The following is a 21,767-nucleotide window of genomic DNA, read 5'->3' on the forward strand; positions in this document are numbered from 1 at the left end:
TCGCCCATGCGACAGGAACTACGACAAACCTTCATGCTGAACCTAGATGAGAAACACGCTCATCTTCTTAATGATCTGCGCGAGCATTTCAGGTTGAAGGCGGAAGATACCCTCCGCCTCACAATCAGGCTGGCTCATGCACGCTTGAAAAAGCCCGATGTACTTGTGCCGAAGTTCAAGCCATCGGCGCACCGCGATGATTGGTATGATGATGACGACAACGGACCAGTCTAAATGAACGAAAGCGCCGCGTGTTTCAGCGGCGCTTCGATCAAAGCAAGTCGAAGAGATCGACTTGATGCGGTAGGCTGTCGAGCAACTCAAGATGACCGAAGTCGTTGTAGATATGCGAAAACTTCAAACCCATTGATGTGTGAACTGAAGCGCTCACGTTCGGGATTGGTTCACCTTCGTATCTTTTCCTATAGGCGTGCAGCTCTCTGGCAACTTCGCGGTATCGCGAGATGTTGAACTTTAACGAACGCCTAACTTCGTCGCGGATTTTTCTAAGTGACTGCGAACGCTGCGGTTCGGGCTTTTTCGCAGCATCGCGGATTTCGTCGCGCCTGTATCCTTCATATCCTTCAAGGCGGACTTCGCGGCGAATGGCTTTTGGAGCCATTACATCTCCACCTAAGAGATAATACCAGGGATGGCCTGGCGAGTATGTGATGGGGGCGCTCATGAGCGCCCCGCATCGTTTGTGTTCTCGGGAGCATCTTCCAGCGGAAGACGAAGGACGATGCGGCCATTGATCGGGCAGGTTTCGAGCTGGAGCGTAAATCCTCGTTCGTCTTTGTGCTGCCAAGCGGCTCCGACTTTGTTCCAGTAGGATTTTTCGCCTTTCTGGGTGACGTGCCACGCCAGATAGTCGGGCGCGTTCAAGGGCAGGTTTTGGTTCGTGTTTTCGCGTGCCATGGTTTTCTCCTTTGCTTCTAAGTTGGCTTGCTAACGCCCTCCCGTTCGGACGAAGGCAAAGGATCAGGGTTCATGTTCAACACGGCTGGCGAAGCCAGGTGGAGCGGGCAGGACATTGAATGCTGAGCCGCATTCGGCCAGGGAATTAAGGGCAATCAGTGCAAGTCACTTCGATGCAATGAAGACAGACAGCCGTGAAGTGAACGGCCAGACCTGACTTAGCCGCGCTCGTCAGAGCGTGCCGCTCGCCATTCACCTTCGGAAAATCCGCATCTGGAGCAATGCGCCGCTGGCACACGTACGCGGTGGGACAAATTCATCTAAAGCCTGCGGCGATCAAGCCGCAACAATTCCGCCTTCGCGGTGATCCCATTCAAACCGATGACGCCGCATTTCATGCGCATCGCTCTATCGCTTGCAAGACCGTCTCCCGACCCATCAGCGCCTTCATTGGCCAATGATGGTGTGCGTGGGGCCGAAAGGCCCTGAGCGGTTCGGGGCCTCCTTGAAACAAAGGAGGATACGATGAAACTCATCTCACGATTTGAAGCGGCATCTCGCAGCACGGCAGAATTGCACGGACTTCTAACAGAAGCCTTCAATACCTTCGCCGTCGCACCGCGCGGAAGCCAACAGCGCCAAGATGCTCTCCAGAGCATGCGCAATATCGAAGATGAACTGGCGGTTCGAACCCCCAAGCTCTAACGTACGCGGCCAGCCTGACGGCTGGCCGCAAGCCCTAGAAAGGTAGCTCTCTTTTCTCCCAACGGCTACGCCTTACGGGGTTTACGCGGGTCCTGATATCGACGGCTTGCACCTCGTGGACGAACACTTCGTCAATGTCGATGCGCAAGGTAACGTCCCGATTATCAGCGTTGGTGTAGTCTTCCGGCCAACCAAGCATGCGGGAGGCAAACGCTCCCCGTTGTTCGGCGTCTGAATCTTCATCATCATCTTCAACTGGTGGAACCTCCTCCGTGACGGAGAAGTCAGGTTCCGGGCCGTCTTCGTAGTTCATGTAAGTCCGCGCCGTGATGTCAGTTCCCTGCGGGATGCCCAATTCTTCGCAGCGTGAAGCCTTGTGGAATAGGACGACATTCAAACCATCGCCGCCGAGTTGCACTGACGGGAAGAGGATTCCATCAAGTGGAACCTGACCTTCCGTGGACAAATAATCGGCGATGGCCTGTGTGGGGAGGTACTCCAGCTCCTGATCGTCAGGCATCACTGGTCTGGCCATCAAAGCGCACAGCGTCCGTAGGAACATCATGCGCGTAAGGCGCTCGGCATAGCCCGGATCGAATATGCTGCCGTCCTCTTGAAGATCACCCAGAGCAGTCAGATCAAGAAGCCGTATCGGACGGGTGATATTGAACCTGCCAACGGCAACCCAACTGCCGACAGGCGGGCGCACCTCGGCAATAGCGATTTCGGGCGCGGTTGCTCCGTAGAAAACCGAGATGCCTCTGGCGTTCATGCGTCCCGAACTTGCCGCCCATGCTGGGGGCGCTGATAGTTCCAGGTCGGGCCGCTTTATCGCCTTCAAGAGCGCGTCTTCACTTTGAAACGGTCTTGCACGGTGAAGGTGATCTATTGGTGTATCTGGTCCCGCATCCACGACCAGAGAGCGGCCCGAACGGGTGCGCATTTCATCGATTTTGTCGAATAGCTCGCCAAGATGGGACGCCGCCGTCCTGCTAAAGAACCGCGCCTCTTTCTTTATTAGGCGCTCGAACTCATCCCATTGTTCCTGCCACTTCCAATCTCTCGGCATGATTTCTTCATAGTGCGCATCATCCGAGAATTCGGTTTCGAGGCCCATCTCTGCCGACTCGCGGTCAGAGTGGCGGTAATCGAGAATGGCTTGAGCGTCCTGCGCTATGGCTTCTGAAATCTGCGCCGCATCCGCAATGATATCGACTGACTTGTCGCCGTCCCGATACCAGTCATAGCTGATTTCCCTGTCCCTGAGCATCGCGTACTCATAGGAGTTCGGCTCTTGGGAAGTTCGAGAATAATGCTGCTCGAATGCACCATCGATGTGGTCGCAGAATTCTTCCATTGTGATGGTGGCTTGTTCCTCCTCACAATAGGAGCATTCATCGACTTCGCCTTCTTCCTCGACAACAGCTGACATATAGCTCTCGCCGATGCACTCGAAGCAAATCATCTTGCCTCGCAAAGCCTCATCTTCTTCAAAGTCTATTGTCATGGTCTGCTCTCTTAAATTTCTTTAATTATATAAGGATAGCCGATCTGGCGACAAGTCGGGGGCGTACTCCGTCCAGATGTTTTCGCGGCTGACCTGATGGTCAGCCGTGATTTTTTTTGGAAGATTGAGCCATGCCTACGCGGCGACTCCTTCTTGACTGTCTCGCTCGATAAGAGGTTGAAGCCCGTGCAGGAAATCTGCCGCGCGTTGTGCGTGGGCGGCGGCGCTGAAAATCGCCCGCTTGTCTTCCTTTAAGACCTTAAGCCAGCTTTGGATATATGCGGCGTGGTCGGTGCCAGGCTCAGGCGTTAGTTCCAGATCGGCGCAAAGGAATGCCGCGCCAAGTTCGGCAACCAGCTCTTCGCGGGCGTAGCCTTCATCACCCCATTTCTTGCGCCCGAATTCGCGATCAAGGCGGCTCTTGTGCTTCGTCCAGTGGGTCAGCTCATGGGCAAGCGTTGCATAATAGCTTTCTGGGCTCTTGAATGTCTCGAAATGCGGCATCTGCACATGATCGCTCCCGCCAGCATAGTGGGCGCTGTTGCCGCCATGACGGATATCTGCGCGAGTGTTTGCGAAGAATGCTTCTGCATGCTCGATCCGCGCGGCGGGATCAATAATAGGCTCGGGCTTTGAATAGTAGTGTTCGGGCAAGCCCTCGATCTGCTCGACGTTGAAAACGCTGTATCCTTTCATGAAGGGGATTTTCCGCTCTTCCTCTGACCCGTCGTCCTGTTCTTCCGTCTTGGTGATGGTGTTGGCATAAACAACCAGATTGCCGCGCTCGCCTTTCTTGACGTGTGCGCCAAGTTCTTTGGCCTGTTTGAACGTCATCCAGAACGGGGAGAGATAACCCGCTTCCACGGCGGCACCCCAAAGCATCAGAATATTGATTCCGTTGTATGGCACGCCATTGTGCCGCAAGGGTTTTGTGATTTTGCCTTCGAGGTTTCCAGCGTTCCACGGCTTGAGCCATGACAGCTCGCCTTGTTCCAGATCGGCAATAATCTTGTCAGTTACTTTTTGGTAAATATCTTGTCTCATTGGCTTTTTCCTTCCTTCAAAGCTCGGTTGCGCATGCAACCGGACTAGGCCCGTGCCAATGAGCGGGGGGACGGCCGTCCAGACCGAAAGCTATGGAGGGGTGCGGGCGCAACCGCAGGTGAGCCACGGCCATGGCTTTCGCCCGTAGCAAAGCTACGGGCTTGGTCTTGACGGAGGACGGGCCTGCAAGGCCCCAAAACAAGAAAAGAAGTGTCAGCCGTTCAAGGCTGGCAATAGATGCGCAAGGGATGGAAGCCGCAGGGCCGAGACCGCCAAAGGCGGGCTCGGTTCACGACAGCCCGCCCCGACGGGTGCGCCTTATGTCAGAGATGCAGTAGGTTTCCCTACTGTAATATTTCTTTCTTGACAGCCCGTGGGTTGGGTTGTATATCTGTGGCATGATCTACAGACAAAAAAATATGACTTTGGCGGATGTTTGCAACATTCAGAGTGGCTATACGGCGCGCACAAGCCTTATTAAGGATGAAGCGCTTGGTGTCCCTGCTATCCAGTTGCGCGATCTGCGCGACAACGAGGTTTCCCTAGAGTCCGTCGAGAAATACCGACTTGAAGGCAAACTGGATCGATACGCCGTTCGGCCCGGTGACATTCTCTTCCGCTCGCGGGGTGAGAAAAACACGGCCAGCATCGCCGTGGGAGAGCCGCAGGAAATGGTCGTGGCTCTTCTGCCTGTCATGGTGATCCGCCCGAAGAGCGATGCCGTTCTTCCCGAATACATTGCCTGGTCGATCAATCAGCCCGAGGCCCAAAGGCATTTGGACAGTCGTGCGCGCGGGACAAAGCTCCGCATGATCCCGCGTGGAGGACTTGAGAAGGTTCCCGTTAACATACCTCCCCTGAATATCCAGCGCATGGTCGTGGAGGTTGATAGGCTATCAGCGCGAGAAGAGCGGTTACTGCGTGAACTAGCGGATAAGAAAAGAGAATTTACGAAATGCGCTCTGCTCCGGCAAGTGCAAGACGCCCAGCTTCACGGCAATGAAGCTGGGCATAAGGTCGCCCGCTGACCTTGGTCGGAAGCGGGCAAAGTGCAACGGACAAACTCAAGAGGTGAATAATGTCCATTAATATTGGAAGCTACCACGCCGAAGGTCCTTTCGGCAATGAAAACAACTTAGAGGCACGCTCGGGCGTCTACGTGATCCTTGGGCGGCGCAGTGCGGCGTCCACTTGGAACGTAGTGGATGTGGGCGAGTCGCAGAACATTCGGGAAAGGGTCTCGAACCATAACCGTGCACCTTGTTGGCGCGGGCAAGGTCACGCGGAGCTTTCAGTCGCGGCGATCTATGCAGACGCACACAATCGCTCGCTGATAGAGCGTCAGCTCCGCGAGCAGTTCAACCCGCCCTGTGGATTGATTTGAGAAAAAACTTGGGGCGGGCATGCGTCCGCCCCAGAATGAGAAAAAAAGGATTTGAAAATGAACGATAAACTTACACAGGCGGAAGTGAACAATGCGGCTTGGGCTGCCTGCGACACGTTCCGTGGCGCGGTCGATCCCGCACAATACAAGGACTATATCCTCGTGATGTTGTTCCTGAAATACATCACGGACAACTGGAATGACCACTTCGAGACATACCGCAAGCAGTATGGTGATGATGATGTTCGCATCCGTCGCCGCATGGAGCGTGAGCGCTTCTATCTGCCCGAAGGTGCAAGCTTCTACGACCTCTACGAACAGCGCAACGAGCCGAACATCGGCGAACTGATCAACATTGCGCTCGAAGGCATCGAGGACAAAAACCGCAGCAAGCTCGAAGGCGTGTTCCGCAACATCGACTTCAACTCGGAAACGAACCTTGGGCGCACCAAGGATCGCAACCGCCGCCTGAAAAACCTCCTCGAAGACTTCAACAAGCCCGCCCTCGACCTGCGTCCGTCGCGGGTGAAGGAAGACATCATCGGGGAAACTTATATCTACCTGATTTCGCGCTTTGCATCAGACGCGGGCAAGAAGGCTGGTGAATTCTATACCCCCGCAGCTGTCTCGGGCTTGCTGGCAAATCTGGCAGGGGCACAGGAAGGCAATACCATTTGTGATCCCGCCTGTGGCTCCGGCTCGCTTTTGATCAAGGCTGCTGAGTCTATAGGCTCCGATAACTTCGCGCTCTACGGGCAGGAAGTGAACGGTGCGACCTGGGCACTGGCACGAATGAACATGTTCCTGCACGCCAAGGATGCCGCGCGCATCGAATGGTGTGACACGCTGAACAGCCCAGCACTGATTGAGGGCGATCACCTTCAGAAATTCGATGTCGTGGTCGCCAACCCGCCCTTCTCGCTCGACAAATGGGGTGCGGATGGCGCGGACACAGACCAGTACAATCGCTACTGGCGAGGCATTCCGCCCAAATCCAAGGGCGATTATGCCTTCATCACGCACATGATCGAAATTGCCAAGCGCCAGTCAGGCCGTGTGGCCGTGATCGTTCCCCATGGCGTTTTGTTCCGTGGCGGCGCTGAAGGCAAAATTCGCCAACAGCTGATAGAGGAAAACCTTCTCGACGCCGTTGTTGGTCTGCCCGCCAACCTCTTCACCACCACAGGCATCCCTGTCGCTATTCTGATCTTCGACCGCTCCCGCGAGGAAGGCGGTGCGAACGCGGAGCGCAAGGACGTCCTCTTCATCGACGCGAGCAAGGAGTTCACTCCTGGCAAAGCCCAGAACGTGATGGACGAAGACACCCACATCAAGAAAGTGCTCGACACCTACAGCGCCCGTGCCGAAGTCGAGAAGTTTTCCTATCTCGCCAGCACCGAAGAGATCGCAGAGAACAACTACAACCTCAATATCCCACGCTACGTGGACACCTTCGAGCCGGAGGAAGAGATCGACGTTGCCGCCGTACAGGCAGACATCGTGCGGATCGAGGGCGAGCTCGCGGACGTACGCGCCAAAATGTCGGGCTATCTGAAGGAGCTTGGGATTGATGCGTGACCTAGAATTTCAAGCGGCTGACTGGACAGAAATCACGTTAGGCGATGTATGTACGTTCCGCGGAGGCAGTGGCTTTAAAGAGAGTCACCAAGGTCAGAGCCACGGCGATCATCCATTTATCAAGGTGAGTGATCTAAATCTCAAGGGTAACGAGAAGTATGTCACGACTGCCCAAAATTGGGTTAGTGAAGATGTTCTACGTGAACTACGTGCGACATTGCAGCCTGTTGGAGCTGTCGTGTTCGCAAAAGTCGGCGCGGCTCTCAAGTTGAACCGCCGGAGAATACTAACGCGACCCACAGCTATTGATAACAATATGATGGCTGCCATTCCTGATACCGGACAGCTGGATGGGGATTTTCTGTACTACTTCCTGCTAGTTCAAGACCTTGGGAAATTCAGTCAGGAAAGTGCTGTTCCTTCAGTCAATCAGGGCCATCTGTCTGCCATTGAGATTAGCCTTCCCCCACTCCTCGAACAACGAAAGATCGCGGCGCTCCTGCGGACTTGGGACAATGCCCTCGAAAAACTCAACGCGTTGCGGGCGGCAAAATTACGACGGATGGATGGGGTGGCGCAGGTGCTTTTGGACCCCAGTCGGGCCATAGGCTCAGATGTATCGCCTTCGAATTGGTCCTTGAGCAACTTCGGTGAGCTTTTCGAAGAACGGCAGGACAGAAATTCCGGCTCGACAGTGGATGACGTTGTAACGGTTGGTAAATACGCGATCCGCAAGCAGTCGGAGCACTTTACGCGAAGCGTAGCCAGTAAAGACCTCTCAAATTATTGGACCATATCTCCGGGAGATTTCGTCTATGATCCAATGTCAGCGTACTACGGCGCTATAGGTCGCTATCTTGGTAACTCAGACGGGATTGTCAGTCCTGCCTACAGGGTCATTCGTCTCAAGAATGGCCACGATCCAGATTTCATATCGGCACTTCTCAAAGCGCATCACATTCGCTTCCTTTTGGAGACGCGGTCAAGTCAGGGAAACAAAGAGGGGAAACGTCGCCTACTACAAAGAGATGAGTTTGAGCGTATCGAATTCAAACTGCCCACCAAAGAAATGCAGATCGAGATCGCTAACAAGCTTTCGGTTTTCCAAACGGATTTGGACCTAGCGGACGCTGAGATCAAATCCCTGACTGACCAGAAGCGCGGCCTGATGCAGAAACTCCTGACGGGCGAATGGCGTGTCGAGGTCTCGGATGATGAGGAGGCTGCGGCGTGACCGAGAAAACGAAAATGCGCACGCTCAACGTTCGCCTACTTCGGAAAGGGAGAACACCCGAAGACGCTTTCATCGAGACATTTGCACCTGACGCTGACCGAGCGCTTGAAGAACGGCCATGGGATGCGGGCGAAGGTGCGCGGCTGTTCGTTGGGCAGATTTACTCTAACCCTCCTGGTTGGCGTGATCTGTTACAGCAAGTAAGCCCGGATTTGCCGGAGGACATTTTCACTGGCGGGGCTGGTGCAGTAGTCTTCATTCCTGTTGGAGACCGCTTCGCCGCCGTCTGTTTCGGTCATGTCCATATCGCGCTGAACGATCACGCTTTCGAGCGTCAATTCGGCTTACGAGTCACGCTCAACAGCGTTCCGAGAGACAAGCTTCGGTCCCTTGATCTGGCGACACCAGATGCCGTCACGTTTCAAAAACGTGTGCAGGCGAGCAAGGACAGCGACGTTCAGGCTTTCGGAGTCGATATGCTCCGCGATCTTGCGCGCGTGGCGGGTGGAACGCCCCGAAAGCCTGCTTTTGCCAGCTTCGTTGCAGGCAAAGACAGCTTGTCGATCACGTGCCGAGTGGAACCAGACAAGTTCCATGAGAAGTGCGCGGAGATCGTCTCGGAGTTCACCAAATCGACCTATCAAAAGGAGTTCGCATGGGTTGATAACATGCGCAGGGTCGAGGAGAAGGATACAATCGCGAAGCTCGACGCTAGTATCGAACAGGCGATCAAGGATTTGAAGGCGGGCAAGGCAAGCGATCTACACATGACGCCGCCGGAGATCGTAAATTATACGGAGGGATCTCTGCTGCACTACAACGGTTTTGGAAGCCACGGAACGAATTTCCACAGCCTTTCTATCAAAGACTACATTTCAGAGTTAAAGCGCTGCTCCTTCAATGGCGGAATCTCCGAAATTAAGGAGAAACATCGCGTCAAAGCGAAGGCAGACGACGAAGGCGAGTTTTCCGAGAAGTGGCGTGTATATGATTGTTTTGTCTTCGAAACAACCCTCGGCGCGGATGGTAGCCAAGAGCACTATGTTCTTTTCGCTGGAGATTGGTACAAGGTCGAAAAATCGTTCAAGGACCGCATCGAAACCGCTTTCAACGCAATTGAGCGGGTTACCATTGTTGGCAAAACGACCTGCCGCAACGAGGAAAAGCTCATTGAACACCTTGAGGCTAGCCGTGACGATCTGGTCAAGCTGGACTGCGAAAAAATCAACCCACAGAACGTGCGGTATGCCAATATCGAACCATGCGACTTCTTCTCAGATCAAAAAGATTTCATCCATCTGAAGGACGGAAGCTCTTCAGGACCGATTAGCCATCTTTGGTCGCAAGGTGTTGTCAGTGCTGATGCGTTTATCTCTGACAAGGAGTTCAGAAAGAAGCTGCGCGCCAAGGTAAAATCCATAAAGGCGGGCTTCGAGGTTCACCTGCCCAAGAGCACCGACAAAGTGGTTAGAGAGGACTACAAAGTGGTCTATGGCATCATGAGGCCGCCGTATGCAGACGGCACCCTCGGCTTGCCGTTTTTTAGCAAGGTGAGTTTCCAAGCCGCTGTCGAGCGCCTCGCACAGTTCGGTATTCCTGTGGCTATCGAGCTCATTGAGAAGCCTGCCTCTGATGCTGATGCTGGCGATGGAGATGATGGCGACGAAGGCAACGACGATGTGATTGAGGAGGCAGCATGAACCAGCACGCTGCATCTCAAGGCTTCAACCCTGCCGAAAAGTACCAATCACAGATTCCTGCGCTCCAAACACTGGTGGCGCTTGGCTTCCAGCCGTTGTCGCAAACGAAGGTTGATCGACTGCGGGGCAAGACCCGCAGCGTGATCCTCGACGACATCGTTGTCGAGCAGATGCTGAAGCTGAACAGCTTCAGCTATCGCGGCAAGAGCTACGCCTTCGATCTTGAGGATGCCCACGAAGCGCTGCGCCGCCTCAAGCCAACCCCTGACAAGCTCAAGGGGCTGAAGGGCACGAACCAGGATATCTATGATCTCTTAGTGCTGGGTACGACGATCTCCAAGGCGATTGAAGGCGATAGCAAGAGCTATTCCTTCAAGTACATCGATTGGGAGACGCCTGAAAACAACGTCTTCCATGTGACGGCGGAGATGAGTGTTGAGCGCACGGCCAGCACCGCTACGCGGCGCTGCGATATCGTCTGTTTCGTCAACGGCATCCCGTTCATCGTGATCGAGAACAAGCGCCCTACGGAGTCGCTCAAGAAGGCCGACAGCCAGCTGATCGGGTATCAGAACGAAGACAACATCCCGCAGCTCTTCCACTACGCGCAACTCTTGATGAGCATGAAGCGGCAGGAAGCTCGCTATGCCACTGTGGGCACGCCGCGCAAGTTCTGGCAAATCTGGCGCGACGAAGAGGATCAAGACGCGGATATCTCCGCCGTGATCAACCGCACACTGACAGCAGAAGAAAAGAACGCCGTTTTCTCCGGCGACTTGGCGGATGCACGTAGTTTCTTTGAGGAGCTAGCAGCAAGCGGAGAAAGGTCGATCAGCGAACAAGACCGCGCAATCTACGCGATGTGCCGACCGGAACGCCTCCTCGATCTTGTGCGCCGTTTTACGGTCTTCGATGGAGGCGTGCGTAAGATCGCCCGCCATCAGCAATTCTTCAGTATTAAAACCGCTCTCGCCCGCCTTAAGGGTGTCGATCTGGAAGGTCGCCGCAAAGGCGGTGTGATCTGGCACACGCAGGGCTCTGGAAAGAGCTTAACAATGGTGATGCTCGGACGGGCGCTAGCCTTGGACAAAGGTGTAAAGAACCCCCGCATCCTGATTGTCACGGATCGCGATGACCTCGACAAACAGATCAAGGGCACGTTCAAATCCTGCGACCTTGAACCCGTGCGTGCAGCCACAGGGGCAAATCTGATTGAGCTGATCAGGAACCGGACTCCCTTGGTCACGACGATCATCAACAAATTCGATACCGCCATGAAGGCGGGTGAATTTCAGGATGACAGCGCCGACATCTTTGTTCTCGTCGATGAGAGTCACCGCAGCCAGACAGGGCGCTATGGCGGGCATGGCAAATTCGCCCTGAAGATGCGGCGCATCTTGCCGAAAGCCTGCTATCTCGGTTTCACAGGCACACCACTGTTGAAGAGAGACAAGAACACACTCGATACATTCGGGGGGCTTATTCACAAATATACGATTGATCAGGCGGTGAAGGACGAGGCCGTTGTCCCGCTGCTATACGAAGGGCGTTTGGTTGAGCAGCAGGTGAGTGGCGATGTTGTTGATACTTGGTTCGACAAAATCAGTGAGGGACTGACAGATAAACAAAAAGCCGATTTGAAGCGAAAGTTCTCGCGCATGGATGCTTTGTCAAAAACGAGCCAAGCCATCCGCGCAAAGGCGTTCGATATCTCCGAGCACTTTCGCCAATATTGGCAAGGAACAGGATTTAAGGGGCAGCTGGTGGCACCATCAAAGGCCGCTGCCGTGCGTTTTAAGGAGGTTCTCGACGAGATAGGTCATGTGACCAGCGAGATCATCATCTCCGCCCCTGACGACAAGGAAGGGAATGAGGAGGTTGATCAGGAGTCCAAGGACTTGGTCCGCAAGTTCTGGGTCAAAATGATGGCCAGGTACAAAACCGAGGACGAGTATAACCGTCAGATCACAGACTCTTTCAAGTGCTCGGGCGATCCAGAAATTCTGATTGTGGTCTCCAAACTTCTGACTGGCTTTGATGCCCCACGAAACACTGTGCTCTACGTCTGCAAGCCGTTACGCGAGCACAACCTCCTTCAAGCCATTGCCCGCGTGAATCGTCTCTATGAGGACGACGACAAGGAAAAGCAGTTCGGCTTCATCGTCGATTATGAGGGGCTTCTTGGCGAACTCGACGCCGCCCTGACGACCTACAGCGCTTTTGAAGGTTTCGACGGCGAGGATGTCGCCGGGTCACTGCACGACATTCGAGAGGAAATCCGCAGGCTTCCGCAGCTTCACGACCAACTATGGGATGTCTTTAAAGAGGTTCGCAACAAAAAGGATATGGAGCAGTTCGAGCAACTGCTCGCGGACGATGCCAAACGGGTAGATTTCTACTCACGGCTGAAGGACTATGGTCGCTGCCTGCACATTTCGCTTTCCTCAGAGAAACTCTATGATGTGTTCGATGAGGCAGCGGTCTCAACCTTCACGAAGGATTGGAAAGCATTTTCAGAGCTGAAGCGTTCAGTCCAGCTGCGTTATCAAGAAACTGTCGATGTAAAAGAGTTCGAGCCCAAGATTCAAAAACTGCTCGACGATCACGTTACGGCCAAACCCGCCGAAGTGATAATTGATCTGGTGAATATCAACGACCCAGACGCCTTGAACGCTGTGATCGAAGAAGAAGGCACGACCGCCGCTTCCAAGGCGGATCGAATTGCCAGCGCCACCAAACGCACGATTACAGAAAAGATGAACGAAGACCCTTCGTTCTACAGGCAGTTCTCTGAGTTGCTTGCTGAAACGATCCGCGATTACCGCGAGAAGCGCATTTCCGAAAAGGACTACCTGAAATCGGTTGTGGACCTTGCGGGTCGCGTTGCGCGCCGGGATCATGGGCGTGAAATGCCTGAAAGCATCAAAGGTGACACTGACGCACAAGCAGTCTTTGGTGTTCTCGAGCCAATTCTGAAGGACATTAATGGGGGCGTTGATGACAATGTGACAGCCGATCTTGCGCAATCCATCATCGAGATCGTCAAGGATCATCATATCGTCGATGTCTGGTCAAATGAAATGGCGCAAAACAACATGCGAAATGCGATCGACGATTACTTCTTCGATGTTGTGCGTGATGAAAAAGGTATCAGCATTCCTCTCGATTTGCTCGACGATATGGAACTTCGGATTATGGATATCGCACGGGCGAGGTTCCCTGGATGAGTGTCGAGGTTTGCGAAGTAGAATTTGGTCAGAATACGATCACATTCGATCTCGTTAGGCGTGAACGAAAGACCCTATCTATCAGCGTTCATCCTGATCTAGCTGTGGAAGTCTTCGCGCCTATTGATGCCACCTTCGATAAGATTGCGGAAAAGGTTCGCAAACGTGCGCCATGGATTCAGAAACAGCTAAAATACTTCGCACAATTCCAACCTCGCACTCCTAAGCGGAGCTATGTGGCGGGTGAAACGCATTTGTACCTTGGACGGCAGTACAAACTTAAGGTTGCTCCGCATATCCAGAATAGCGTGAAGATGTTTCGCGGGCAGATCATGGTGAATAGTACCAAACCGCGAAGCAAAGAACACACACGGGAATTGGTCCGCGACTGGATGCTGAAGAGAGCGCGGATCAAGTTTGCCGAGCGCTTGGAAATCTGTCGTGGGCGATTTGCCGATCCCGAGGCGGTTGTTCCCACCGGACTTGTGATCCGCGATCTTTCTCAAAGATGGGGCTCGATGACAGCTCGCGGTAATCTGGTGCTCAATAGATCGTTGATCGGAGCGGCAACGGATTCAATTGACTACGTCATCACACACGAGCTTTGTCACATTGAACATCCCCACCACGGGACTGCTTTTTTCGAACATCTAGGCCGAGTGATGCCGGATTGGGAGCGTCGAAAAACCAAGCTCGAACGCCAGTTGGCATAGACATTTGCGAAGAGCAAGTTAGCAATATCCACGGAGAGGTTTGGATGAAATCCTCATGGGGGGTATCGGGGGTAGCAGGAACGCTCCCCTGATTGGTGATCAAACGGGCAGCCGTTTGTGCATGGTTTGGTGTTGATGGAGAGGCACGTCTCCAAGCCCAACGAGTGGGTTGTCAGGGGGCGCGATAGCCCCTTGGCTCGATGGGAAGGTTCCAAGGTAAGGGTAGCTAAGAAATGCTCCCTTCCTGGTCTCGATGAAATCGTCTCCATGAAGTGGCGCGCATCCAAACCGCGAAGGGTTGGTCTCCATGACATGGTGGTGATTGAACGGCCAAACGTTCTACTGGCTCTGGAATGGGCTTCATGCCCTGATCTGAGCCACTGGCCGGGGGGATGCAACGGGGGCGCGCAAGTCTGAAAGACTGGAGCGGGCCCCCTTGCCAAGATGTAGGTGGTACTACCACGTACACATCTTGCACGTGCAGTTTTCGCGGATTTTCGGCTCCTAGGACACGTCAGCGTTGCTCTCTGTACAATCCCGTGCTCATCTTTCGATCCATGACAGATGCCACAGATCAGAACAAAGACGATCCGTTCAACCACTTCGTAGATTACGTTGCCTGGACCACAAGGCATGATGACGCGGAATACTATGAACGCAAACCCCACAGAACCTTTGAGTGGTACGTCATGGCTCTCAATCAGGAACTTGATGCACAGCTTGGCTACGATTCATTGCACCTGGAAAGCTACCGACCGAACAAGAACACCCGCCATATTGTGGGCCAGATGATGCGCGGTCTTTATGTGGTATTTCATGACAAGAAGCTTTTGCCAAAAGCACAACTTATCGACAAAGCCCTTCATGCTGCCTCAATCTCAGATGAACAGCAGGCACGACTAGCCTATTATTTTGGTAGAGCACTTAAGGCATACATCTCTCGTCTAAAGGATCGTGATGATGCCTACGGCACTTTTCGATTGGTTCCTGCAAGAAAGCGTCGTTCTCCTCGCAGTCGAGAAAACTTACCAGATCCATCTTCACCAGCTTGGTCAACGGCCAATCGCCAGCCCTCTCAAAAAGTGCAAATTGGGTGCCGCGTTGATGCAAAGATCAAAAAGGACAGTCTAGAGGCTGCTTCTGATCGCGGAATAAGTCTTGCGCAATGGCTAAGCGAGGCAATCGTCAACCAACTCCAAGAAGAGGGTTTCGACGCGGCGCTGGAGGACAACTTCCGGCCAACATCGGACAGGGTTCTTCACAGAAAGAGACCACAGCGTCCGAAATCGTCGTATCCAGATTCAAACAAATCCCGCCACGCAAGCGTAAATCGCGCTGACAAGATAACGAGTATTCGGATTGACGAAGCTCTAGCACATAAGATCGACCAAGTGCGTTGGCAAGGTGAAGACATGTCGCGTTGGTTTAACAACGCCTGCTATGACTTCATGCGTTCACGAGCGCGGCTACCCGACGCTCGAACTGGCAGTCCGAGCTACAGCATCTCAGTCTCCATTCGATTCGAGCGTCAGACCCATTCAGTCATCAAAGCGACAGCCAAGGATCGCAATCTTACTGTCTCTGAGTGGCTCCGACGGGTCGCGATTTGGTACATTCAGAACCTGAAAACCGACGAATAATCAATTTGTATTACACAGTAGAGAGTGCGCTATCGCACTAGACCCCACTTTCGTGCGAGCCTTGGCATACCTTCCTAGGGCTACCCCTCAGAAAAAATACACAAGCATTTTCAATGCTTTATATAGGTATTGAGGTCAGGCAAGCAGACCTGATCACGCCCACTAAGAGAGCCGCCAGGCTCATCCAAGACCCTGAAACCAAATCCAACGCTGAAAGCACCGCTTTCAGCGAACGGAGAACTGCGGCCTCGGCTGCGCAATAGACAGAAAGGAAGACAAGAAAATGTATCAACCACCTTATCACCCTGGCCAAGGAGGCCGAGGTCCAGGTGAAGACTTAAAAGGCGGCTTTGCTACTTGCGCCGCCGCGATGGTCTCCATCGTCGTCAGCCCACCATTCCACGAGTTCACAGCACCTTATGTCTGGGAGCTTTCACGGCGGAGCTACGGACCAGAAATGGTCGATTTCATCATGGTCTGTTGGATGATCCTGACCTGGCCTCTTTGCTACTTCGCGGCGCGTGCCTCGATCCTCGCAGGCCTCACCGTGGCAGGGGTCTGGATCGCCTATCGCCTGATCTAACGCACTCTGATCTGGCCGCAATGAGGTGGCCAGGCATCAAAACTGAAACTCAAATGAAAGGAAACACCATGGCTTACATCAAAGACGAAATCGAAATCCCCGCAATGAAGAAGCTGCAAGGATGGCTCTTCGGAATCGGAGGAGTCTCAGGACTGATCACTTTCGGCGCTTACCAAAACGGAAGCGTGAAAGGAATGCTGATCTACGGAAGCATCTGTATTGTCCTCTTCTTTATCGGCGCGAAACTGAAAACGACAAAGAAGCTTCAGCGAACGGTCAGCCAGTACCGATGAACCTAGAGATGGCGGCTCCCTAACAGCTGTCATCCCACACCAAACAAAACATGAAAGGAGACCCTCATGCGATTTGAGGAACAATACCCCTATGGCTCGGCGCGGTTTGCGCAAAACCTAGAAATCGGCCGCGCCTTCAAGGCGAAGGGCGGAGTGCCCTTTGGCTTCTATAATGGGCGCAAGCTGTATCACTCCAAGAATGCGGGCATGCTGCTGATTGGCGGCGCTGGCTCGGGCAAGTTTACGTCCATCCTCGCGCACCTTATGGATGCGCCTGGTCGGAGCTGCGAGCCTGCACGCTATGCGATCTTCGATCCCAAGCGCGAGCTGCGCGCCGTGATGGAGCCGTACTTCGCCTCCATCAAAGCGCGTGTGTACGAGATCAACCCGTACTTTACGCATGGCGTCCAAGGAAATCGGCTTTCCCTCCTGAGCCACCTTACGCCTAATAGCCCGCGTCTCGTTGCGGATTGTCGCCGCGTAGCGCGAACCTTCCTGCCCGAAAGCGGCGGAGGAGACTCGGCCTTCTTCGATCAGAAAGGGCAGAACTGGCTTGATGCTCTGATGCGTGGCCTTGTGCATCTGGATGGCGGCGTTTCTCCGACCTCGCTTTACGAACTGATCGGCATGGTGCGCTCGTATCCCGATGCCTGGGAAGAGACGGCAGAGGTGATGAGCGCTCTTGGTGAAGGCGATCTTCGCATCACCTTTGATGAGATGCTGGATATGGCAGCCGAGAGCCGCCGCACCTTTGACTCTGTCATGGGCGGCATCAGCAATGCGCTGGCCTTCATGAATGATCCGCGTCTGCAAACCTCGCTTGTTCGAACAAGCGAGGCAGATTTCACGCTGGATGTGCTCTGCGAGAAGAATAGCAATCCCGTCTTCGTCTTCTTTGTCATGCCGCCTGAAATGACCGAGCAGAATGCAGCCGTCATTCGCCAGTTCTTCTCGACGCTGCGCACGCTTAAGCAACTGTGTCCCGACGCGCCGACGCTCAATCTGGTGATTGATGAAGCCGCCCAGCTCGGGCGTTTTCCCGAGATTGCCGAGTTCTACTCGATTGGGCGCGGCTTCGGACTTTGCCCTGTCTGTGTTTATCAGGACATTGGTCAAATCCGAAACAACCTCGGGCCAACGGGCGCAATGACGCTCTCGGCCAGCGCCGATCTAGAGCTCTATCTCGGCGGCGGTATCTCGGATTTGGAAACCGCGCGACACTTAAGCGCCAAACTCGGCAACCAAACGTTGGAGTTGGACGATCATCTCACCCAGCACCGCGCGCAACGGGAAATGCGCGTGGCGATGCACGATGCGCTCTTCGGAAACAAAAACGGTGCCATTCGCACAGGGCTTGCGATGAAGGCGCTTGATTATGAGCGCGGGCACAAGCGCAAGCAGGCGCGCGCGCTCATGACGCCCGAAGAAATCCTCGGCATGAATCACAAGCAATCGCTCGTGATGGCATCGGGCTACGGCATTCCGCCGTTCCTTGCGGACAAAAGCCCGTACTTCGCCATGCCGCGTTATTCTGGCCTCTATGCGCCGAACCCTTACTTCGACCGCGATCCTCGCGTGGTCAAAGTGCCTGGCCGCTTCAAACTGAAGCGATCCCTCAAGGTCATCACGGAAGCCGTTCCTTCGGCGCTCGCTGATCTGCCGCAATACCAAAACGGGACGTGGAGCTTCATCGAAGGCCACCGCCCGAACGTCTGAAAAACGCATATAGAAAAAAGGAGAACAACATGAAACTTGAAACGATCACTTACCGCGAAGGCGCAGAAATTTGCGGGACCTATCCGAATAGTGGTAAAATGAAAGTAGACCAAAGCGTCCCGAATGACGCTCTGCTTTCCGCCTCCGCTGTTCAGCATGAGGCACCTCAAGGGCACGACGGAAATGATGCACACCCGCAGGCAGCGGGTGCAGGACAACGCACGCCTATCGCAGGAAAGGAGGGTGCGAGCATGAAAGAGATGAATGGGAGTCAGGACTTCTGCTTTGCGCTGGATGCGGCGGCCAAGCCAAGCCTCGGGATCGACACGGCGAAATATCAGGCTTACCTCGATGATCCATCACTAAGCGAGGCTCAAAAAGAAGAGATCGTTCAGACGCTTTGGAACATCATCACCGCCTTTGTGGACCTCGGCTTCGGCGTTCATCCTCTTCAGGAAGTGCTTGGCCAAGAAGCCTGTGGAAAACTCGGGGCGGCACTTGATGTAACAGGCAACAAGGATTCTAATGAATCCAAGCCCGTAGACACTTTGAGCAAGAAATTCGAGCGTGCCAGCGATGATACGTGATCGCGGCCCGCCAGAAATTAGGAGTCGATATGAAAGTACATGTAGAAAAGGATGTTGGAATCGGCACGAAGGCAGTCATCTACTGCCGCGTGTCCGATCCTAAGCAGACCACACGCGGTGACGGGCTGAACTCGCAAGAGACCCGCTGCCGCGAATTTGCCAAGTACAAAGGGTACGAAGTCGTTGCCGTCTTCAAAGACGATATGTCGGGCAAATACTCTATGCGCCCTGGCATGAAAGAAACGCTGTCATTTTTGCGCAAACGCCGGAAGACACCGCATGTACTAATCATCGATGATATCACGCGGCTTGCTCGCGGGCTTGAAGCACATATTAAACTCCGTGCCGACATCAGTGCCGCAGGCGGAATCCTCGAAAGTCCTTCGATTGAATTCGGCGAAGATTCGGATTCGATTCTCGTCGAAAATCTGCTGGCCTCCGTCTCGCAGCACCAACGCCAGAAGAACGGCGAGCAAACCAAAAACCGCATGCGAGCACGACTTCAAAACGGTTATTGGCCTTTTCAGGCACCAATTGGATATCGCTATGAGCGCTCCAGCGCTGGCCATGGCAAGGTGTTGGTGCGAGATGAGCCCAATGCGTCGATCTTGCAAGAAGCGCTTGAAGGCTACGCCAGCGGTCGCTTCCAGACGCAAGTTGAAGTGAAGCGGTTCTTGGAGCGCCAGCCTGCCTTCCCCAAGGACCTGAATGGTAAAGAGATTCGCAACCAACGTGTCTATGAGATGCTGACGCGATGTCTTTATGCTGGCTATGTCGAGCATGCCGATTGGGGTATCTCGGTTCGAAAGGGCCAGCATGAAGGTCTCATCTCTTATGAGACACACCTGAAAATTCAGGAGCGGCTGACGAGCACAGCCAAGGCTCCTGCCCGCAAGGACATCTCGTTGGACTTCCCGCTTCGTGGCTTCATCCAGTGCGATGATTGCGGCGCTGCGCTCACGGCCTGCTGGTCTACCAGTAAAACGGGCAAGAAGCACCCCTACTACCTTTGTAAGACCAAGGGCTGCGAAAGCTATCGTAAGTCCATCAAGCGCGATCAGCTCGAAGGCGACTTCGAAGAACTGCTCCAGCGTCTGGAGCCGTCCGAAGGCCTCTTCAAGCTCGCTAAGGCGATGTTCAAAGACGTTTGGGACGCACGTCTTGCACAAGCTGCTGACACGTCGAAGACACTCAAGCGAGATATCCACAAGATTGAGAAACAAATCGAAGCCCTGCTCGACCGCATCGTTGAATCTGGCGTAGGAAGCGTGATTGCGGCTTATGAGAAGCGCATCGGCAAGCTAGAAAGCGAAAAGGCGCTACTCGAGGAGCGGGTGGCGATGGGCGGCAAGCCGAAGAATACTCTGGAGGAGTCGTTCGAACTCGCGCTGCGCTTTCTGTCAAGCCCTTGGAATATCTGGAAAATTGGTCGGATTGAGTGGCAAAAAACGGTGCTTCGACTGGCATTTTCGGAGCCTGTTCGATACAGCCGTAATCAGGGTGTTCGAACCCCGATTTTTTCTTTCCCTTTCAAGGTGTTGGAGGGATTTTCAACTGCCGAAAGTGAAATGGCGCACCTGAGAGGATTCGAACCTCTGGCCTCTGCCTTCGGAGGGCAGCGCTCTATCCAGCTGAGCTACAGGTGCGTTGAGGCCGTTATAGCCTGAGATTATTTCGCCGCAAGCGGGAAAAAAGCTTGCGGCGCAATATGATGTTTATGCAAATAATTCATGCGCCAGTTCCAGCGCGTCCACCAGAATGTCGATTTCCTCAGTGGTGTTGTACATGCCAAAAGATGCCCGGCAGGTGGCGCTGACGCCCAGATGATCCATCAGCGGACCGGCACAGTGATGCCCTGCCCTCACGGCCACGCCGCGCTTGTCGAGGATGGTGGAGATGTCATGGGCATGGGCCGCTCCCTGCAAGGTCATGCTGAAAATAGCGGCCTTACCCGGCGCGTGGCCTTGGATGTTGAGCCAATTCAGGCCCTTAAACTTCTCTGTTGCGTAGTCACGCAATGCATTCTCATGGGCCGCGATATTTGCCATGCCGACACCCATCATGTAATCCAAGGCGACACCCAAACCGATGGTTTGCACGATGCCCGGGGTGCCCGCTTCAAACTTCATGGGGGGATCATTGTAGGTCACAGCCTCTTTGCTGACCTCTTTGATCATATCTCCACCGCCGATAAAGGGGCGCATCTCGGCCATGCGTTCTTTCTTCACATAGATCGCACCCGACCCAGATGGGCCATAAAGCTTGTGGCCGGTGATCGCATAAAAATCACAATCCAAATCTTCTACGTTCACAGGCGCATGCACGGAGCCCTGTGAGCCATCGACCAACACTGGAATACCGCGCTCATGCGCCGCGTCAGCGATGGATTTCACATCCACAAAGGTGCCCAATACGTTTGAGCATTGGGTGATCGCCACCAGTTTGGTCTTTGGGCCCATAGCGTCAATCACGGCCTGAGGGTCAAGGCTGCCGTCATCGGCCACATCAACCCATTTCAGCACCACGCCCTGACGTTCACGTAGGAAATGCCAGGGCACGATATTGGCGTGGTGTTCCATGACGCTCAGCAGGATCTCGTCCCCTGCTTCAAGCCGTGGCATGGCCCAGCCATAGGCGACCATATTGATGCCTTCGGTGGTGCCCGAATTCAAAACGATTTCGTCTTCAGATGCCGCTCCTAGGAACCTGGCAACGGTCCCGCGCACGGATTCATATTTCTCTGTCGCAAGGTTGCTCAGGTAATGCAGGCCGCGATGCACATTGGCGTATTCTTCTGAATAGGCTTTGGTGATCGCATCAATCACCACCTGCGGCTTTTGCGCCGAGGCACCGTTATCTAGATAGACCAGCGGTTTGCCGTTCACCTCGCGGGACAGGATCGGGAAATCAGCGCGGATTTTTGCGACATCATACATCA

Annotated in this window: 19 protein-coding genes, 1 tRNA gene and 1 pseudogene; 15 read left to right on the forward strand and 6 right to left on the reverse strand. The window is 54.1% G+C overall.

What is annotated here, in order from left to right; all coding sequences use genetic code 11:
- The first annotated feature begins 6 nt into the window (after positions 1–6).
- Positions 7–234, forward strand: a complete 228-nt coding sequence (locus tag TA5113_RS14560) for a hypothetical protein (protein ID WP_058316784.1) — start codon at positions 7–9, stop codon at positions 232–234.
- Positions 235–271: 37 nt separating this feature from the next.
- Here the strand turns inward: TA5113_RS14560 and TA5113_RS14565 are convergent, their stop codons facing one another.
- Both TA5113_RS14565 and TA5113_RS14570 read right to left on the reverse strand, forming a co-directional pair.
- Positions 272–622, reverse strand: a complete 351-nt coding sequence (locus tag TA5113_RS14565; RefSeq protein WP_131726491.1) for a hypothetical protein — start codon at positions 620–622, stop codon at positions 272–274.
- A gap of 59 nt (positions 623–681) precedes the next feature.
- Entirely contained in the window at positions 682–918 is a 237-nt protein-coding gene (locus TA5113_RS14570) for a hypothetical protein (protein ID WP_058316786.1), read from the reverse strand.
- A 525-nt stretch (positions 919–1,443) separates the two neighbouring features.
- On the opposite strand from TA5113_RS14570, the gene TA5113_RS14575 reads away from it, so the two are divergent.
- The gene (locus tag TA5113_RS14575; RefSeq protein WP_058316787.1) at positions 1,444–1,623 is read left to right on the forward strand and encodes a hypothetical protein; all 180 of its coding nucleotides are present in this window, start codon (positions 1,444–1,446) and stop codon (positions 1,621–1,623) included.
- A gap of 34 nt (positions 1,624–1,657) precedes the next feature.
- Here the strand turns inward: TA5113_RS14575 and TA5113_RS14580 are convergent, their stop codons facing one another.
- Both TA5113_RS14580 and TA5113_RS14585 read right to left on the reverse strand, forming a co-directional pair.
- A complete protein-coding gene (locus tag TA5113_RS14580; protein WP_082638122.1) occupies positions 1,658–3,130 on the reverse strand; it encodes an RES family NAD+ phosphorylase in 1,473 nt (490 codons plus the stop codon).
- 135 nt (positions 3,131–3,265) lie between these two features.
- The gene (locus TA5113_RS14585) at positions 3,266–4,174 is read right to left on the reverse strand and encodes an ArdC family protein (protein WP_058316788.1); all 909 of its coding nucleotides are present in this window, start codon (positions 4,172–4,174) and stop codon (positions 3,266–3,268) included.
- A 419-nt stretch (positions 4,175–4,593) separates the two neighbouring features.
- Between TA5113_RS14585 and TA5113_RS14590 the strand changes: the two genes are divergently transcribed.
- From TA5113_RS14590 to TA5113_RS16700, 13 genes and pseudogenes are all read left to right on the forward strand, one after another.
- The gene (locus TA5113_RS14590) at positions 4,594–5,202 is read left to right on the forward strand and encodes a restriction endonuclease subunit S (RefSeq protein ID WP_058316789.1); all 609 of its coding nucleotides are present in this window, start codon (positions 4,594–4,596) and stop codon (positions 5,200–5,202) included.
- Between the two features lie 50 nt (positions 5,203–5,252).
- Complete coding sequence (locus TA5113_RS14595) at positions 5,253–5,558, forward strand: hypothetical protein (RefSeq protein ID WP_058316790.1); 306 nt, start codon at positions 5,253–5,255, stop codon at positions 5,556–5,558.
- A gap of 57 nt (positions 5,559–5,615) precedes the next feature.
- Positions 5,616–7,136, forward strand: coding sequence for a type I restriction-modification system subunit M (locus TA5113_RS14600; protein WP_058316791.1), 1,521 nt, complete (start codon positions 5,616–5,618; stop codon positions 7,134–7,136).
- Positions 7,129–8,370 carry a restriction endonuclease subunit S gene (locus TA5113_RS14605; protein WP_058316792.1) on the forward strand — a complete coding sequence of 414 codons (1,242 nt, stop codon included), beginning with the start codon at positions 7,129–7,131 and terminating at the stop codon, positions 8,368–8,370. Before TA5113_RS14600 ends, TA5113_RS14605 begins: the two co-directional genes overlap by 8 nt.
- Positions 8,367–10,070 carry a DUF6119 family protein gene (locus TA5113_RS14610; RefSeq protein WP_258953932.1) on the forward strand — a complete coding sequence of 568 codons (1,704 nt, stop codon included), beginning with the start codon at positions 8,367–8,369 and terminating at the stop codon, positions 10,068–10,070. Before TA5113_RS14605 ends, TA5113_RS14610 begins: the two co-directional genes overlap by 4 nt.
- Positions 10,067–13,297, forward strand: a complete 3,231-nt coding sequence (locus tag TA5113_RS14615; protein WP_058316793.1) for a type I restriction endonuclease subunit R — start codon at positions 10,067–10,069, stop codon at positions 13,295–13,297. The genes TA5113_RS14610 and TA5113_RS14615 overlap by 4 nt, the downstream gene beginning before the upstream one ends.
- The gene (locus TA5113_RS14620; protein ID WP_058316794.1) at positions 13,294–14,010 is read left to right on the forward strand and encodes a M48 family metallopeptidase; all 717 of its coding nucleotides are present in this window, start codon (positions 13,294–13,296) and stop codon (positions 14,008–14,010) included. Before TA5113_RS14615 ends, TA5113_RS14620 begins: the two co-directional genes overlap by 4 nt.
- Positions 14,011–14,699: 689 nt before the next feature.
- Positions 14,700–15,650 carry a hypothetical protein gene (locus TA5113_RS14625; RefSeq protein ID WP_220387214.1) on the forward strand — a complete coding sequence of 317 codons (951 nt, stop codon included), beginning with the start codon at positions 14,700–14,702 and terminating at the stop codon, positions 15,648–15,650.
- A 283-nt stretch (positions 15,651–15,933) separates the two neighbouring features.
- On the forward strand, positions 15,934–16,233 hold the full coding sequence (locus TA5113_RS14630; protein WP_058316796.1) for a hypothetical protein: 300 nt from the start codon (positions 15,934–15,936) through the stop codon (positions 16,231–16,233).
- A gap of 68 nt (positions 16,234–16,301) precedes the next feature.
- Positions 16,302–16,526, forward strand: coding sequence for a hypothetical protein (locus tag TA5113_RS14635; protein ID WP_058316797.1), 225 nt, complete (start codon positions 16,302–16,304; stop codon positions 16,524–16,526).
- A gap of 66 nt (positions 16,527–16,592) precedes the next feature.
- Complete coding sequence (locus TA5113_RS14640) at positions 16,593–18,242, forward strand: type IV secretory system conjugative DNA transfer family protein (protein WP_058316798.1); 1,650 nt, start codon at positions 16,593–16,595, stop codon at positions 18,240–18,242.
- A 29-nt stretch (positions 18,243–18,271) separates the two neighbouring features.
- On the forward strand, positions 18,272–18,829 hold the full coding sequence (locus TA5113_RS14645; RefSeq protein ID WP_058316799.1) for a hypothetical protein: 558 nt from the start codon (positions 18,272–18,274) through the stop codon (positions 18,827–18,829).
- Positions 18,830–18,858: 29 nt separating this feature from the next.
- Positions 18,859–19,857, forward strand: a pseudogene (locus TA5113_RS16700) (recombinase family protein); the annotation flags it as partial.
- 541 nt (positions 19,858–20,398) lie between these two features.
- Here TA5113_RS16700 and TA5113_RS14655 read toward each other — a convergent pair.
- A tRNA-Arg gene (locus tag TA5113_RS14655) sits at positions 20,399–20,475 on the reverse strand.
- 69 nt (positions 20,476–20,544) lie between these two features.
- Complete coding sequence (locus TA5113_RS14660) at positions 20,545–21,765, reverse strand: cysteine desulfurase (RefSeq protein WP_058316109.1); 1,221 nt, start codon at positions 21,763–21,765, stop codon at positions 20,545–20,547.
- Between the last annotated feature and the right edge of the window lie 2 nt (positions 21,766–21,767).

The sequence above is a fragment of the Cognatishimia activa genome, from assembly GCF_001458335.1.
Classification (GTDB): Bacteria; Pseudomonadota; Alphaproteobacteria; order Rhodobacterales; family Rhodobacteraceae; genus Cognatishimia; species Cognatishimia activa.